Source organism: Pseudomonas sp. RHF3.3-3 (assembly GCF_048069595.1).
Lineage (GTDB): Bacteria > Pseudomonadota > Gammaproteobacteria > Pseudomonadales > Pseudomonadaceae > Aquipseudomonas > Aquipseudomonas fuscovaginae_B.
The window spans coordinates 90,415-103,648 of record NZ_CP182250.1 but is presented as its reverse complement, the minus strand read 5'-3'; the positions used below and the strand labels follow the sequence as shown (position 1 = coordinate 103,648).

16 protein-coding genes are annotated in these 13,234 nt (G+C 63.9%); 11 read left to right on the top strand and 5 right to left on the bottom strand.

Annotated elements, in window-relative coordinates; genetic code table 11:
* Positions 1 to 6 precede the first annotated feature (6 nt).
* The 4 genes from ACMGT0_RS00470 (at position 7) to ACMGT0_RS00455 (ending at position 2,761) form a co-directional block, all read left to right on the top strand.
* Positions 7 to 933, top strand: coding sequence for a response regulator (locus tag ACMGT0_RS00470; RefSeq protein ID WP_416771054.1), 927 nt, complete (start codon positions 7 to 9; stop codon positions 931 to 933).
* 230 nt (positions 934 to 1,163) lie between these two features.
* Entirely contained in the window at positions 1,164 to 1,496 is a 333-nt protein-coding gene (locus ACMGT0_RS00465) for a type II toxin-antitoxin system RelE/ParE family toxin (RefSeq protein ID WP_416771053.1), read from the top strand.
* Entirely contained in the window at positions 1,493 to 1,798 is a 306-nt protein-coding gene (locus ACMGT0_RS00460) for a helix-turn-helix domain-containing protein (protein WP_273819795.1), read from the top strand. Before ACMGT0_RS00465 ends, ACMGT0_RS00460 begins: the two co-directional genes overlap by 4 nt.
* Before the next feature lie 66 nt (positions 1,799 to 1,864).
* Positions 1,865 to 2,761: a peptidoglycan DD-metalloendopeptidase family protein gene (locus ACMGT0_RS00455; RefSeq protein WP_192842687.1), complete on the top strand. Its 897-nt coding sequence runs from the start codon at positions 1,865 to 1,867 to the stop codon at positions 2,759 to 2,761.
* A gap of 116 nt (positions 2,762 to 2,877) precedes the next feature.
* Here ACMGT0_RS00455 and ACMGT0_RS00450 read toward each other — a convergent pair whose 3' ends face one another.
* The 3 genes from ACMGT0_RS00450 to phoB all read right to left on the bottom strand — a co-directional run bounded on the left by ACMGT0_RS00450 (position 2,878) and on the right by phoB (position 6,578).
* The gene (locus tag ACMGT0_RS00450; protein ID WP_054057814.1) at positions 2,878 to 4,221 is read right to left on the bottom strand and encodes a hemolysin family protein; all 1,344 of its coding nucleotides are present in this window, start codon (positions 4,219 to 4,221) and stop codon (positions 2,878 to 2,880) included.
* Between the two features lie 301 nt (positions 4,222 to 4,522).
* The gene (phoR, locus tag ACMGT0_RS00445; RefSeq protein ID WP_054057813.1) at positions 4,523 to 5,845 is read right to left on the bottom strand and encodes a phosphate regulon sensor histidine kinase PhoR; all 1,323 of its coding nucleotides are present in this window, start codon (positions 5,843 to 5,845) and stop codon (positions 4,523 to 4,525) included.
* A 43-nt stretch (positions 5,846 to 5,888) separates the two neighbouring features.
* Complete coding sequence (gene phoB / locus ACMGT0_RS00440) at positions 5,889 to 6,578, bottom strand: phosphate regulon transcriptional regulator PhoB (RefSeq protein WP_010447794.1); 690 nt, start codon at positions 6,576 to 6,578, stop codon at positions 5,889 to 5,891.
* A gap of 153 nt (positions 6,579 to 6,731) precedes the next feature.
* Here phoB and ACMGT0_RS00435 point away from each other — a divergent pair, with 153 nt between their 5' ends.
* A complete protein-coding gene (locus ACMGT0_RS00435) occupies positions 6,732 to 7,112 on the top strand; it encodes a hypothetical protein (protein WP_054057812.1) in 381 nt (126 codons plus the stop codon).
* A gap of 142 nt (positions 7,113 to 7,254) precedes the next feature.
* Here ACMGT0_RS00435 and ubiA read toward each other — a convergent pair whose 3' ends face one another.
* Together ubiA and ACMGT0_RS00425 are read right to left on the bottom strand one after the other, a co-directional pair.
* A complete protein-coding gene (gene ubiA, locus ACMGT0_RS00430; protein WP_416771051.1) occupies positions 7,255 to 8,145 on the bottom strand; it encodes a 4-hydroxybenzoate octaprenyltransferase in 891 nt (296 codons plus the stop codon).
* Positions 8,145 to 8,708, bottom strand: a complete 564-nt coding sequence (locus tag ACMGT0_RS00425; protein ID WP_416771049.1) for a chorismate--pyruvate lyase family protein — start codon at positions 8,706 to 8,708, stop codon at positions 8,145 to 8,147. Before ACMGT0_RS00425 ends, ubiA begins: the two co-directional genes overlap by 1 nt.
* Positions 8,709 to 8,909: 201 nt before the next feature.
* Between ACMGT0_RS00425 and ACMGT0_RS00420 the strand changes: the two genes are divergently transcribed.
* The 6 genes from ACMGT0_RS00420 to ACMGT0_RS00395 all read left to right on the top strand — a co-directional run bounded on the left by ACMGT0_RS00420 (position 8,910) and on the right by ACMGT0_RS00395 (position 13,231).
* Positions 8,910 to 9,077 carry a rubredoxin gene (locus ACMGT0_RS00420; RefSeq protein WP_054063473.1) on the top strand — a complete coding sequence of 56 codons (168 nt, stop codon included), beginning with the start codon at positions 8,910 to 8,912 and terminating at the stop codon, positions 9,075 to 9,077.
* Positions 9,078 to 9,116: 39 nt separating this feature from the next.
* Positions 9,117 to 10,265 carry an NAD(P)/FAD-dependent oxidoreductase gene (locus tag ACMGT0_RS00415; RefSeq protein WP_416771046.1) on the top strand — a complete coding sequence of 383 codons (1,149 nt, stop codon included), beginning with the start codon at positions 9,117 to 9,119 and terminating at the stop codon, positions 10,263 to 10,265.
* Between the two features lie 187 nt (positions 10,266 to 10,452).
* Positions 10,453 to 10,728, top strand: a complete 276-nt coding sequence (locus ACMGT0_RS00410) for an HU family DNA-binding protein (protein ID WP_003213368.1) — start codon at positions 10,453 to 10,455, stop codon at positions 10,726 to 10,728.
* A 227-nt stretch (positions 10,729 to 10,955) separates the two neighbouring features.
* Positions 10,956 to 11,387 (top strand): DcrB-related protein, encoded by a 432-nt coding sequence (locus ACMGT0_RS00405; protein WP_054057806.1) that lies wholly within the window; start codon positions 10,956 to 10,958, stop codon positions 11,385 to 11,387.
* 18 nt (positions 11,388 to 11,405) lie between these two features.
* Positions 11,406 to 12,701 (top strand): PAAR domain-containing protein, encoded by a 1,296-nt coding sequence (locus ACMGT0_RS00400; RefSeq protein ID WP_273819916.1) that lies wholly within the window; start codon positions 11,406 to 11,408, stop codon positions 12,699 to 12,701.
* Complete coding sequence (locus tag ACMGT0_RS00395; RefSeq protein ID WP_054057805.1) at positions 12,698 to 13,231, top strand: hypothetical protein; 534 nt, start codon at positions 12,698 to 12,700, stop codon at positions 13,229 to 13,231. The genes ACMGT0_RS00400 and ACMGT0_RS00395 overlap by 4 nt, the downstream gene beginning before the upstream one ends.
* Positions 13,232 to 13,234 lie beyond the last annotated feature (3 nt).

Here is a 13,234-nt window from a genome sequence, read left to right as displayed (position 1 = left end):
TGGTCAATGAGCAAAGTCAGTGTGTTGGTGGTGGATGACGCATCGTTCATCCGCGACCTGGTGAAAAAGTGCCTGCGCAACTACTTCCCGGGTGTGCGGACCGAAGACGCCGTCAACGGACGCAAGGCCCAGGCGATCCTGGCGCGCGAGGCGTTCGACCTGGTGCTGTGCGACTGGGAAATGCCTGAGATGTCCGGCCTGGAGCTGCTGACGTGGTGCCGTTCGCAGGAGGCTCTCAAGACCATGCCGTTCGTGATGGTCACCAGCCGCGGCGACAAGGAGAACGTGGTGCAGGCGATCCAGGCCGGGGTTTCCGGCTACGTCAGCAAGCCGTTCACCAACGAACAACTGCTGACCAAGGTCAAGCAGGCACTGCACAAGGTCGGCAAGCTCGACGCGCTGATGAGCAGCGCTCCGAAGTCGAACGCGGGGTTTGGCAACGACTCGCTGAGCGCGCTGACCGGCGGCAAGCCGGCGGTGGTGTCGCCTGCGGCTCCAGCAGCCCCCGCAGCGGCGCCCGCTGCGTCCAAGGGCATCCTCAACAGCCCGCCGGTACGTCCGGCGGCTGCGGCTGCGGCCGCGAGCCCGGCGACCGGCGGTCGTGGCCAGGGCCAACTGCGCCTGGCCAGCGGCACCCAGCAATGTGTGATCAAGGCCCTGAGCATCAAGGAGGCCCTGCTGGTGGTGCGTCGCGGCGAGGCCCTGCCACAGATCCTGGAAAGCGCCGTGCTCGACCTGGAGCAGGGTGACAATGCCGAGGTCGCCCGCCTGAACGGCTACCTGCACGCGATCGTCGCCCATGAGCCCAAGCCGGACAGCGACTGGCTGCAACTGACCTTCCGGTTCATCGACCAGGATGCGCAGAAGCTCGACTACATCTCCCGCCTGATCGCCCGCGGCACCGCCCAGAAGCACTTCGTTCCTGGCGCCTGATGCCCGTCTGACAACCCGGTGCGGCTGGCGCCGGGTTGTTTCTCTTCGTTCCTACGTTACGTATCGAAAGACCTTTCGTCCGAATATCCGCTCGTCCGATTTCTTTATATCTGTTTTGATATAGATTGATCAGCAAGGCATGGCTGCCGGCCAAGTCTTGCAACAACCTCGTGCCACGAACGTTTCGCCCGTTGCTTACGCTTTTCCTGGCAAGCACGGGAGGTATCGCGATGGCAAGGCACAAGGACGTGGTATTCGTAGGGAGTTCGCTCAGGGATTTGCGAGCCTTCCCGCTGGAGGCGCGAAGAGCGGCGGGTTTTCAGCTGGATCTCCTGCAGCAGGGTGAAGCACCCTGTGACTGGAAGCCCATGATGACGGTGGGCAGGGGGGTCTACGAAATTCGGATCAATGATGAGAGCGGGGCATTCCGGGTGTTTTATGTGGCTAACAGGGTTGATGCCTTGTATGTGCTTCACGCCTTCAGGAAGACGACGCAGAGGACCCAGGCCCGGGATATCGAGCTGGCCAGGGCTAGATATGAGGAAATAGGAGCAAAACCATGAGCGATCATGTCCATATCGAACGTTTTTCCTCCGTCTGGGATGCCCTGGAGGAGACTCCCCGGGAGGCGGCCAACATGCGTCTGCGCTCCCGGCTCATGCTGGAACTGATCCGTAGGATCAGCGCCTGGGAGTTGTCCCAGAAGGCCGCGGCCAAGCGCCTGGGGATCAGCCAGCCCAGGCTCAACGACCTGCTCAATGGCAAGATCGACAAGTTCTCCCTGGACGCGCTGGTGAACCTCTCGGAGCCGGCGCAACTGGACGTCGACCTGTGCTTCGGCCAGGGTGCGACTCAGCTCGCCTGAGTCACACAAACATCTTGGCGGCCTGCTAATCTGCTCGCCACGTTTGGTTTGGCGGCTTGCCCTATGTTGTTCCTGCGCCTGTTGTTTTCCTGTGGCCTGCTGATGGTTGCCACCTCGGCTGCGGCCATGACGGTCTACAAGTACGTGGACGCCAATGGCGTGGTCACCTACAGCGACCGCCCGGCGCCGGGGGCCCAGGTGTTCGTGTTTCGCGATCGGATGGTCGAGCACCTGGAGCGCCAGGTGCGCCTGGACATTCGCAGGCAGAAGGGTGGCGACGAGGTGTTCGTGCGTAACGACCTGTATGCGCCGGTGGAAATCGAGTTGAGTTTCGCCGCGCTGAAGAACGTCAGCGGAGCGCCCGTGCAGCCGATTCGCAAGGTGTTGCCGGCGCGCAGTCACCAGCGTCTGGCGCTGCTCAGCGCGAGCCAGGCCGGGCAACCGTTCCTGTATACCCCCAAATTCCGCTATTCCCTTGGTGACCCTTCAGGCCAGGCTCAGGGCTATCGTTATCCGTTTCCCTGGCGCGGCGGGCCCTTTCGCCTGACCCAGGGGCCGAACGGCGAATACAGCCATCATGGCGCCAAGAGCCGCTATGCGATGGATATCGCCATGCCGGTCGGTACGCCGATCATCGCCGCGCGGGGTGGGGTCGTGGTCAAGACCGAGAACGACCAGTCCGGGCGTGGCAAGAACCCTGCGGGCAACTTCGTGCGGATCCTGCATGACGACGGCACCATGGGTGTCTACCTGCATCTCAAGCAGGGCTCGGTGACCGTGCGCGAGGGGCAGCGGGTGGCGGTGGGGAGCCCGCTGGGGCTGTCGGGCAACACCGGCAACAGCACGGGGCCGCACCTGCATTTCGTGGTGCAGCGCAATACCGGGCTGGGCCTGGTGTCGATTCCGTATCAGTTCAGCCAGCCGATGGAGGCGTTGCCGAACTTCGCCGTGGGCGGGCAGTGAGACCACGGGTTGGACGCTGACCTGTAGGAGCGTGCCTTGTCGGAACGCCGCACCGCCGCGAACAGGCCGGCAAGCCTGGAGCCTCCCACAGGCCTGGCATCCGTTCGCCCGGGGCGTCAGTCGAGCTTGAGGACCTTGGCCAGGATGATCTTCGGCCCCTTCATCTTCTTGATGATGATGCGCAGGCCTTCGACTTCCATCACCTCTTCCTCCTCGGGCACCCGCTTCAGGCTCTCGTAGACCAGGCCGGCGAGGGTTTCGGCCTCGATATGGTCCAGGTCGATACCCAGCAGGCGCTCGACCTTGAACAGCGGCGTGTCACCGCGCACCAGCAACTTGCCCGGCTGGTAGGCGAGGATGCCGCGTTCGGCCTTGCGGTGTTCGTCCTGGATGTCGCCGACCAGCACTTCGAGCACGTCTTCCATGGTCAGGTAGCCGATCACCTTGCTGTCGGCTTCCTCGACCAGGGCGAAGTGCGAGCCGCCCTGGCGGAACTGCTCGAGCAGGCGCGACAGCGGCATGTGCTTGGACACGCGCTCCAGCGGGCGGGTCAGTTCGGCCAGGTTGAACGACTCGGGGATGTGGTCCAGGGCCGCCAGTTCCAGCAACAGGTCCTTGATGTGCAGCAGGCCGACGAACACATTGCGCTCGGCGTCGTATACCGGGTAGCGGCTGAACTTGTGGCGACGGAACAGCGCCAGGATTTCCTTGAGCGGGGCGTTGCAGTCCAGGGTCACCAGGTCTTCGCGGGAGTTGGCCCAGTCGACCACCTCCAACTCGCCCATTTCCACGGCCGAGGCCAGTACGCGCATGCCCTGGTCGCTGGGGTCCTGGCCGCGGCTGGAGTGCAGGATCAGCTTGAGCTCTTCACGGCTGTAGTGGTGTTCGTGATGCGGGCCGGGCTCGCCCTGGCCGGCGATACGCAGGATGGCGTTGGCGCTGGCGTTGAGCAGGTAGATGGCCGGGTACATCAGCCAGTAGAACAGGTACAGCGGCACCGCCGTCCACAGCGACAGCAGCTCCGGCTTGCGGATGGCCCAGGACTTGGGTGCCAGCTCGCCGACCACGATGTGCAGGTAGGAAATGATGAAGAAGGCGGTGAAGAACGACACGCCCTTGATCACTTCGGGAGAGTTTACGCCGATGGCGCCGAGCACCGGTTCCAGCAGGTGGGCGAAGGCCGGCTCACCGACCCAGCCCAGGCCCAGCGAGGCCAGGGTGATACCCAGCTGGCAGGCGGACAGGTAGGCGTCCAGCTGGCTGTGCACGGTGCGCAGGATCTGCCCGCGCCAGCCGTTCTGCTGGGCGATGGTTTCGACGCGGGTCGAGCGCAGCTTGACCATGGCGAACTCGGCCGCAACGAAGAAACCGTTGAGCAATACCAGCAGCAGAGCAAAGAGAATCATGCCGAAATCGGCGAATATCGAGAAGAGGGTCAAGCTACTAGGGGAAGGGTCCATGATGGGGTTTTACGGGTTCCATATTTCAATTTGAAGTTGTGTTTCGCGGCCTGAAAGGCAGGCCCAAGCCTTCCAATGTAGCGGCACACGGGCCCCTTGCCTAGTGGCCTGTGTGGCTAATTCGCATGCTCCACTCCGAGCCCATGGCTTCGCCAGACAGCGTTGCCATTCCTCGCCGTAGCCCTGCTACGACTCGTCATGGCGCCTTGCCTGGCAAACCCCTGGGCCCGAATTTGAGTATTCGAATTAACCGTACAGGCCACTAGTGGCCCGTGTGCCTGATCCCGATGGGACCGCGCATTCAGACGGAGAGTTCGTTCTTTTGCGAACGCACGACCTGGGCCGGCGCGAAATGACAGGTGAAGGTGCTGCCGTGGCCCGGCACGCTGCTGATCTCCAGGCGCGCCCGATGGCGCAGGAGCACGTGCTTGACGATGGCCAGGCCCAGGCCGGTGCCGCCGGTGTTGGAGTTGCGGCTGGAGTCGACGCGGTAGAAGCGCTCGGTCAGGCGCGGCAGGTGCTTGTTGTCGATGCCGATCCCCGAGTCCTGGACGCTGAGGTGCGCGCCCTGTTCGTCGCCCCACCAGCGTACGCGAATGGTGCCCTCGGCCGGAGTGTACTTGACGGCGTTGAACACCAGGTTGGAGAAGGCACTGCGCAGTTCACCCTCGCTGCCCTTGAGACGGATGCCCGGATCGGCTTCGACGGTGATGGTCTGGTTGAGTTGCCCGGACAGCGCCTGGGCATCGTTGCGGATCGTCTGCAGCAGGCTATCGACCTGCACCGGATGGTTGTCCGATGGGTAGTCGGTGGCCTCCAGCTTGGCCAGCAACAGCAGGTCGTTGAGCAGCGTCTGCATGCGACCGCCTTGCTGCTGCATCTGCTGCAGGGCGCGCAACCAGCGCGGGTTCACGTCCTCGACGTTGTCCAGCAGGGTCTCCAGGTAGCCGCAGATCACCGTCAGCGGGGTGCGCAACTCGTGGGAGACGTTGGCGATGAAGTCCTTGCGCATCTGCTCCAACTGGTGGATGCGGGTGACATCACGGACCAGCATCAGATGCTCGTTGTTGCCGTAGCGGGTGATGTGCAGCTGGATGCGCAGGCGGTCGTTGGTGGGCGAGGGGATTTCCAGCGGTTCGGCGTAGTTGTCCTGCTCGAAGTATTCCTTGAAGCGCGGGTGGCGTACCAGGTTGGTCACCGGCTGGCCGCTGTCCTGCGGGGTCTTGAGGCCGAGCAGGGTTTCGGCGGCGCGGTTCCACCATTCCAGGTTGCCGTCGCTGTCGAGCATGACCACCGCGTCCTTGAGCGCCGCGGTGGACTCCTGGACCCGGTCGATCACCGCCTGCAGGCGGCCGCGCACGCGTTGGTCGCGGCGTTGCAGGTGGTAGATGCTGTCGAACACGTCGCCCCACAGGCCGTAGCCATCGGGCGGTGCCTCGTCGGGTTTGTGCAGACGCAGCCACTCATGCAGGCGCAGCAGTTGCTTGAGGGTCCAGACGAGGTAAATCCCCAGGCCCACGGCAAGGGCCCAGCTGTAATAGCCGCTGATCAGGCCGACCAGCAGGCAGCCGGTCACGAGCAACAACAGATGGCGGATCAGGGTGCCATGCCAGTTCTGATTCACTTCAACATGCGTCCTTGTCAGCGGTCAGTGCGCGTAAGGCGGCTCAGCCCTTGGTGGAAAACCGGTAGCCGGTGCCGCGCACGGTTTGTACCAGATTTTCGTAGGCATCGCCGAGGGCCTTGCGCAGGCGGCGGATATGCACATCGACGGTACGCTCTTCGACATAGACGTTGCCGCCCCAGACCTGGTCCAGCAACTGCCCGCGGGTGTAGGCGCGTTCCTGATGGGTCATGAAGAACTGCAACAGGCGATATTCGGTGGGACCCATCTCGGCCGGCTTGCCGTCGATGGTCACGCGGTGGCTGATGGGGTCGAGCAGCAGGCCACCGACTTCGATCGGCGCTTCGCCGTCGGTCGGGCCGGCGCGACGGAGCACGGCCTTCAGGCGGGCCACCAGTTCCCGGGGGGAAAACGGTTTGGTGATGTAGTCGTCGGCACCGACTTCCAGCCCCTGGATCTTGTTGTCTTCCTCGCCCTTGGCGGTGAGCATGATGATCGGGATGTCGCCGGTCAGCTCGTCGCGCTTGAGGCGGCGGGCCAGTTCGATGCCCGAGGTGCCGGGCAGCATCCAGTCGAGCAGGATCAGGTCAGGCTTGCGGTCGACGATGATCGCATGGGCCTGCTGGGAGTTTTCCGCTTCCATGCAGTCATAGCCGGCCATTTCCAGGGCGACAGCGATCATCTCCCGAATCGGGGCTTCGTCATCGACGATCAGAATGCTCCTGCCAACCATGTCCCTTAATCCTCTTGTCATTGAACTGTCTTGCGCCGCATTAGATAACGAAATTATTGCAGTCATGTGACAGCTTTTCCGCGTTGCCGACGATAGCCAGTTTCATGAACTAAGCTGGGGGTTCGAATCTACAACCACAAAAGGAAGGTTCTGATGACTAACTCTTCGTTTTCGCTCAAGGCCCTGATGGTTGCCGCCGTGCTGGCCCTGCCGGCGCTGGCCTCTGCCGCCGAACCTGCCATGGCCAAGGGTGGAATGCTGGTCGACCATCATGGCATGACGCTCTATACCTTCGACAAGGACGCCGCGGGCAAGTCGATGTGCAACGGCGACCCCTGCGAGACCAACTGGCCGCCGCTGGCCGCCACCGCCACGGACAAGGCCTCGGGCAAGTGGAGCGTGATCAAGCGCGATGACGGCAAGCTGCAGTGGGCCTATGACGGCAAGCCGCTGTACACCTTCAAGGCCGACAAGAAGGACGGCGACATGACCGGCGACGGCAAGGGCGGCGTCTGGCACGTGGCCAAGCCCTGAGGACCCGTGAACCAGGGTTTTCGCGACCCTTGTAGGAGCCGGGCTTGCCGCGAAGCCTTTAGCCAATTCGAGGGCCCATTCGCGGACAAGCCCTGCTCCTACAGTCTGCGGTGTATTGGGTTGCTGTGGATTGGGAATAGGCTCAGCGCAGCGCGTAATCCAGCACCACGCCGATGAAGATCGCCAGCCCCGCCCAATGGTTGTGCAGGAACATCCTGAAGCAGCGCTGCGGATCGCGATCGCGGGTCATCCAGAATTCCCAGGCGAAACACGCCGCCGCCACCAGCAACCCGACATGGAACCAGGCGCCCAGTTCGAAGCGCGAGCCGGCCAGCAGCAGGCAGCCGAGCATCAGTCCCTGCAGGGTGAGGATGATCACCCGGTCGGCATCGCCGAACAGGATCGCGGTGGATTTCACTCCGATCTTCAGGTCGTCCTCGCGGTCGGTCATCGCGTAGTAGGTGTCGAAGGCCACCGTCCACATCAGGTTGGCGATGTACAACAGCCACGCCGTCGCCGGCAGGTTGCCGTCCTGGGCGGTGAAGGCCATCGGAATGCCCCATGAGTAGGCGGCACCCAGCACCACCTGCGGGTAGTAGGTGTAGCGTTTCATGAAGGGATAGCAGGCTGCCAGGGCCAGGGCACCGAAGGACAACCACACGGTGGTGGCGTTGGTGCACAGCACCAGCACGAAACTGATGCCCATCAGCAGGGCGAACACCGCCACCGCCTCCTTGCCGCTGATCCTGCCCGCTGCCAACGGCCGTTGTTCGGTGCGCTTGACGTGGCCGTCGACCTTGCGGTCGGCGAAATCGTTGATCGCGCAGCCGCCGGCGCGGGTCAACACCACGCCGAGGCCGAAGATCAGCAGATGGCTCAGCGAGGGCACGCCCTTGGCGGCGATCCACAGCGCGCTCAGGGTCGGCCACATCAGCAGGTAGATGCCGATCGGCTTGTCCATCCGCGTCAGTTGCAGGAAGTCCCAGGCCCGTGGATGCAGGCGGTTCAGGGATTTGAGCAGGTTGAGGTACATCAGCAGGTCTCCTCGATGGCATCGACGGCCTGCCACAGACTCGGCAGGAAGATCTCCGCCACCAGCAGGCTCAAAGGCCCACGGTTGAAACGCGAGCGGCGACCCCAGAGGTTGTCGGTACGGTGTTCGGCCGGCAACCATTGTGCCGGGTAATGGCAGACCTCGATCGCCTGGCGTTCGAAGGCCTGGTCGCAGAACAGCAGTTCGCCCAGCGAGCGGCTGCCCAGTTCATCCAGGTTCAGCCCGCCCTGTTGCAGCACGCTCTGCGCCGCCACGCTGCGGGCGAACACCCAGGGCTGGCCATGACCGCGCAGATAGACCTCGCGCACCCAACCGAGGCTCCCCGGCGGCAATTCGAGGGCGGTGCACTCGTCGTCGCGCAACGCTTGCCAGCCCTCGAACAGTGGCGTGACGCTGAAGGCATTGTCGCAAAGCCTGGTCAGGCGTCGGGTCAGTGACCCTTCGTCGAACAGCCAGTCGAGGGTCCGAGTGCTGGGTTGGGGCGCCAGTCGACTCTGCGTGAGCCAGGCGGGAGAGGCCGGAATAGGGGCGTTGTGCGACACGATGGGCAGTTGATCGGCAGCCAGTGAGGCCGCGAGCTTACCACAGGGTATCCGGCCAATTAGAGCGCCTGGGCGGTCATGGCTGGCGATCGTGCTTGCATCTGCCGGCTTCGGTCAGTACAAAACGCCCTGAGCCGGACGACAACGCCGTACCCATCGATCGTCCGTGCCGAACATGCCTGGGAATCGAGGAAGTAACGCATGAAGAAGTGGCAGTGTGTGGTCTGTGGCCTGATCTACAACGAAGCCGAGGGCTGGCCGGATGACGGCATCGCCCCGGGTACCCGCTGGGAAGATGTGCCTGAGGATTGGCTGTGCCCGGACTGCGGCGTCGGCAAGTTGGATTTCGAGATGTTCGAAATCGCCTGATCGAGCAAATTTCAAACAATCATGGATGTGGAGAAGGGAATGAACGCACCTGTCGTGATCGTCGGTACCGGGTTGGCCGGTTACAACCTGGCCCGGGAGTTTCGCAAGCTCGACGGCGAAACCCCGCTGTTGCTGATTACCGCCGATGACGGGCGTTCCTACTCCAAGCCCATGTTGTCCACCGGCTTTGCCAAGAACAAGGACGCCGACGGCCTGAGCATGGCCGAACCCGGTGCCATGGCCGAACAGCTCAAGGCCGAAGTGCGCACCCATACCCGCATCAGCGGCATCGACCCGGGCCACAAGCGCCTGTGGATCGGCGAGGAAGCGGTGCCCTATCGCGACCTGATCCTGGCCTGGGGCGCGGAAACCGTGCGGGTACCGGTCGAGGGCGATGCGCCCGAGGCGATCTTCCCGATCAACGATCTGGAGGACTACGCCCGTTTCCGCGCTGCTGTCGCCGGCAAGCAGCGCGTGCTGCTGCTGGGCGCGGGGCTGATCGGCTGCGAGTTCGCCAACGACCTGATCCTGGGCGGCTACGAGGTCGACCTGGTGGCGCCTTGCGAGCAGGTCATGCCGACCCTGCTACATCCGGCCGCCGCCGCCGCGGTACAGGCCGGCCTGGAGAGCCTGGGCGCGCGTTTCCACCTGGGGCCGGTGCTGACCCGTCTGCAACGGGTCGGCGATCACCTGCAGGCGCACCTGTCCGACGGCAAGACCCTGGACTGTGACGTCGTGGTCTCGGCCATCGGCTTGCGCCCGCGCATCGACCTGGCCGCGGCTGCGGGCCTGCAGGTCAACCGCGGGGTGGTGGTCGACCGCCATCTGCGCACGTCCCACGCCAATATCTACGCGCTGGGCGATTGCGCCGAGGTCGATGGCCTGAACCTGCTCTACGTCATGCCGTTGATGAACTGTGCCCGTGCCCTGGCCCAGACCCTGGCCGGCAACCCCACGGCGGTGAGCTATGGCGCCATGCCGGTGACGGTGAAGACGCCGGTCTGCCCGCTGGTGGTATCGCCGCCGCCACGGGGCCTGGAGGGCGCCTGGACGGTCGAGGGGCAGGGGGCCGACATCAAGGCGCTGTGCCGTGATGCCAGTGGTCGCCTGCTCGGTTATGCCCTGACCGGCGGCGCGGTCGCGGAAAAACTGGCCTTGAACAAGGAACTGCCGGCGCTGCTGGCGTAAATAACGCTCCTTCTGTCGTAAACACCCTGCTTTTGCCTCTACAAAGGTCGCAGGCAGACTGGCGCGGGGCTCGACGCCGTGCCATTCTCCTCCCGTCTGTCGCAGCGTAGAGCCTGCGGCGCTTTGGGCGCTGTTCCGGAAGAACAGCACGGACATAACAACAAAAAACCGTCAAAGAGGCTTCACTATGCGTAAACCAGAACTCGCCGCTGCAATCGCTGAAAAAGCGGATCTCACCAAAGAACAAGCCAACCGTGTACTCAACGCGGTTCTCGAAGAAATCACCGGCGCGCTGCACCGCAAAGACAGCGTGACCCTGGTGGGCTTCGGCACCTTCCTGCAGCGTCATCGTGGCGCCCGTACCGGCAAGAACCCGCAAACCGGCGAGCCAGTGAAAATCAAGGCCAGCAACACCGTGGCGTTCAAGCCGGGCAAGTCGCTCAAAGACAGCGTCAACCCGTAAGCCTCATGGCAGTACTCCCGGAGCAAGGGGAGTGTTGGGGAAGAATGGGCACGCCGATCGGATCGGGTGCCCATTTTCATTGCCGGCCCGGTTGGGCGGCGGACAAAAATGAGAGCGGCGTCATGGCTCGGTGAATGGTTGCGCCGGGCGCCTTGATTGTTACCAGTTATTGCCTGAAGATTCGCGGCTCATCGAGTCATCCACCTGCATGGAAAGCGTCTTCGACCATGACTGCATACCGCCTCCAGGAAGCCGAGCTGGACATTCCTGAGACCTGGCAGGACCAGAGCCTCAACATCTTCAAGCTGCCCGCCGTCGGTGGTGCGCGCGAAGCCAGTTTCGTCATCAGCCGCGACCCGAGCCGCGCTGACACGCCGTTTGCCGACTACGTCGAGGCCCAACTGAAAAGCGCCGGGCAGCAGTTGCCCGGTTTCAACCTGATCAAGCGCTGGGACTTCGTGCTGAGCGAGCACGCCGCCGTGCTGCTCGACTACAGCTGGCAGCGCGAAGGGCGCGAGCTGATGCTGCGCCAGGTGTTCATCGATCGCCAGCCGGTGGGCCTGATCGCCACCCTGACCACCACGCCGAACGACCTCGTGCACCACGAGCCGGCCTGGAAGGCGGCTCTGCAGACGCTCAAGCTGCAGCCCCGGACCTGATCGGCGGCAATCGTCAATATGGACATGTTGGCCGCCGCCCGCCTCGGCGATGAGATAGCCCACGGTTTCGGCGTGGCCGCGATGGTCGCCGGTGCCGTGGCCGGTGCCCTGATCGGCGCTGCGGTGGTGGCCGCCACCGTAGCCACCGGCGGCGCGGCGCTGGCGATCATGGCCGGTTCGATCGCTGCTGGCGGGCTGTCGATGTTCCAGATCGTCAAGGGCCTGAACACCATTTTCGATTTACCGGAGCCGACGACCGGAACGTTGATACTCGGCAGCCAGAATGTCTTCATCAACAGTCGCAACGCCATGCGCGCCGGCGTCGATGCGGCGGACTCCTGCTCGGGCCTGCCGCTGAACCATCCGTACTGGCCGTTCAACGTCGAGATAGCCGAAGGCAGTGCCACGGTCTATATCAACGGCCAGCCGGCGGCGCGCCTGAAGAGCAAGATGAGCTGCGGCGCGCACATCAAGACCGGCAGCCCGAATACCTTCATCGGCGGGCCGACGGTGGCCGTGGCGTTCGTCCTGGATATCGAGGGCTGGATGCACACCGGCCTGGAAGCACTGGGCCTGGCGGCGCTGGGTGGTGCGGCGATACTGGCGGCCATGACCGGGCTGGCCGCCCTGGGTGGCTTCGTCGTGATCGGCGGGGCGATGATGGGGGGTATGGAACTGCTGGGCCAACTGGGCGATCGCCTGGGGCCGGGCTACCGCGACCTGCTACAGGGCGTTGCTGGCATGGCCCTGCTGGGCATGGGGCCGAAGATGGCGCGCCTCGCCGAGACGCCGACGCCGCGGGCGGCGGCCTACAAGGCCGGGATGACCGAAGCCGATATCATGGCGATTCCCAAGGGCAGTCGGCCACCGCCGAGCGACTACCTCGAGGGCTCGTACATCGACAGGCACCTGCAGACCTTCAAGGACGAGGGCGGCGGCTTCCTGTTCACCGCCGACGACATTTCCAACCCCAAGTACGGCTCGTTCAACCCGAACAAGTTCGTCATGGCAAAGTCCGACCTGCAAGGCGTGGTGGCCGAGTACCAGAAGGCCGGCGATGTCTCGGTGCTGGAGTCTGCCCTGGGCTACGATCCCGGCTCGCTGGTGGGCAAGGACATCTACATGGTGAGCCTGGACAACCCCAAGGTACTGATGCCCACCGGCAACGAAGGGGGCGTCAACTCGCTCTGGCGCCCGGGCGGCCTGACCTATCCGGGCGGCATGCGCGAGGCGGTGCTGGACAATGTGCCGATTTCCCACGGTAATGACGTCAATGTGCTGATGTCGACCCACGATGTAGTGAAAATCCAATGAGCAACCCGTTCGACAATGTGCTGCAACTGGCCCTGGCCAACGATGAGCTGGACAAGTTCCTGGTGGGCGAGCCGTTCTACTTCCTCGAAGCCAAGGTCGACAACGACGAGCCGCAGAACGTGGTGGCGGCCTTCGACCAACTGATCGTGCCGTACTGGCGTCTAACCCACGATGCGAGCTTCCCGACGCGTTTCGTCGCGGCCCTGCTGACCCTCCTGGCGACCTATCCGGATCGCAACCGGGCGATCTACATCGCCCATGACTGGGTCTGGTATTACCGCTTCTGCCAGGACAAACAACGCAAGCAGCCGCAGGGCCCCTACGGCGACCTGTTCGACGTCGACCTGGGCAGTGTGGCGGTGGCACTCAAGCGCCAGCTGGAAAGCCGCAAGGCCGACCTGCAGGCCGACACCCGCTGGGCGGGCGCGGCCTGGAACAGCCCGGATGGCATGTGGACGCCACTGATGCGTTCGGCGCTGATGGTGCGTGACAAGCTCGGCGGGCCGGACTTCGTTCCGGCCAATGCCTGAGCC

Excerpts from the sequence above, each read along its gene's own strand:
- ACMGT0_RS00470 (WP_416771054.1), top strand. The coding sequence starts at position 7 with ATGAGCAAAGTCAGTGTGTTGGTGGTGGATGACGCATCGTTCATCCGC.
- ACMGT0_RS00465 (WP_416771053.1), top strand. The coding sequence starts at position 1,164 with ATGGCAAGGCACAAGGACGTGGTATTCGTAGGGAGTTCGCTCAGGGAT.
- ACMGT0_RS00460 (WP_273819795.1), top strand. The coding sequence starts at position 1,493 with ATGAGCGATCATGTCCATATCGAACGTTTTTCCTCCGTCTGGGATGCC.
- ACMGT0_RS00450 (WP_054057814.1), bottom strand. The coding sequence starts at position 4,221 with ATGGACCCTTCCCCTAGTAGCTTGACCCTCTTCTCGATATTCGCCGAT.
- phoB (WP_010447794.1), bottom strand. The coding sequence starts at position 6,578 with ATGGTTGGCAGGAGCATTCTGATCGTCGATGACGAAGCCCCGATTCGG.
- ACMGT0_RS00435 (WP_054057812.1), top strand. The coding sequence starts at position 6,732 with ATGACTAACTCTTCGTTTTCGCTCAAGGCCCTGATGGTTGCCGCCGTG.
- ubiA (WP_416771051.1), bottom strand. The coding sequence starts at position 8,145 with ATGTACCTCAACCTGCTCAAATCCCTGAACCGCCTGCATCCACGGGCC.
- ACMGT0_RS00420 (WP_054063473.1), top strand. The coding sequence starts at position 8,910 with ATGAAGAAGTGGCAGTGTGTGGTCTGTGGCCTGATCTACAACGAAGCC.
- ACMGT0_RS00415 (WP_416771046.1), top strand. The coding sequence starts at position 9,117 with ATGAACGCACCTGTCGTGATCGTCGGTACCGGGTTGGCCGGTTACAAC.
- ACMGT0_RS00410 (WP_003213368.1), top strand. The coding sequence starts at position 10,453 with ATGCGTAAACCAGAACTCGCCGCTGCAATCGCTGAAAAAGCGGATCTC.
- ACMGT0_RS00405 (WP_054057806.1), top strand. The coding sequence starts at position 10,956 with ATGACTGCATACCGCCTCCAGGAAGCCGAGCTGGACATTCCTGAGACC.
- ACMGT0_RS00400 (WP_273819916.1), top strand. The coding sequence starts at position 11,406 with ATGGACATGTTGGCCGCCGCCCGCCTCGGCGATGAGATAGCCCACGGT.
- ACMGT0_RS00395 (WP_054057805.1), top strand. The coding sequence starts at position 12,698 with ATGAGCAACCCGTTCGACAATGTGCTGCAACTGGCCCTGGCCAACGAT.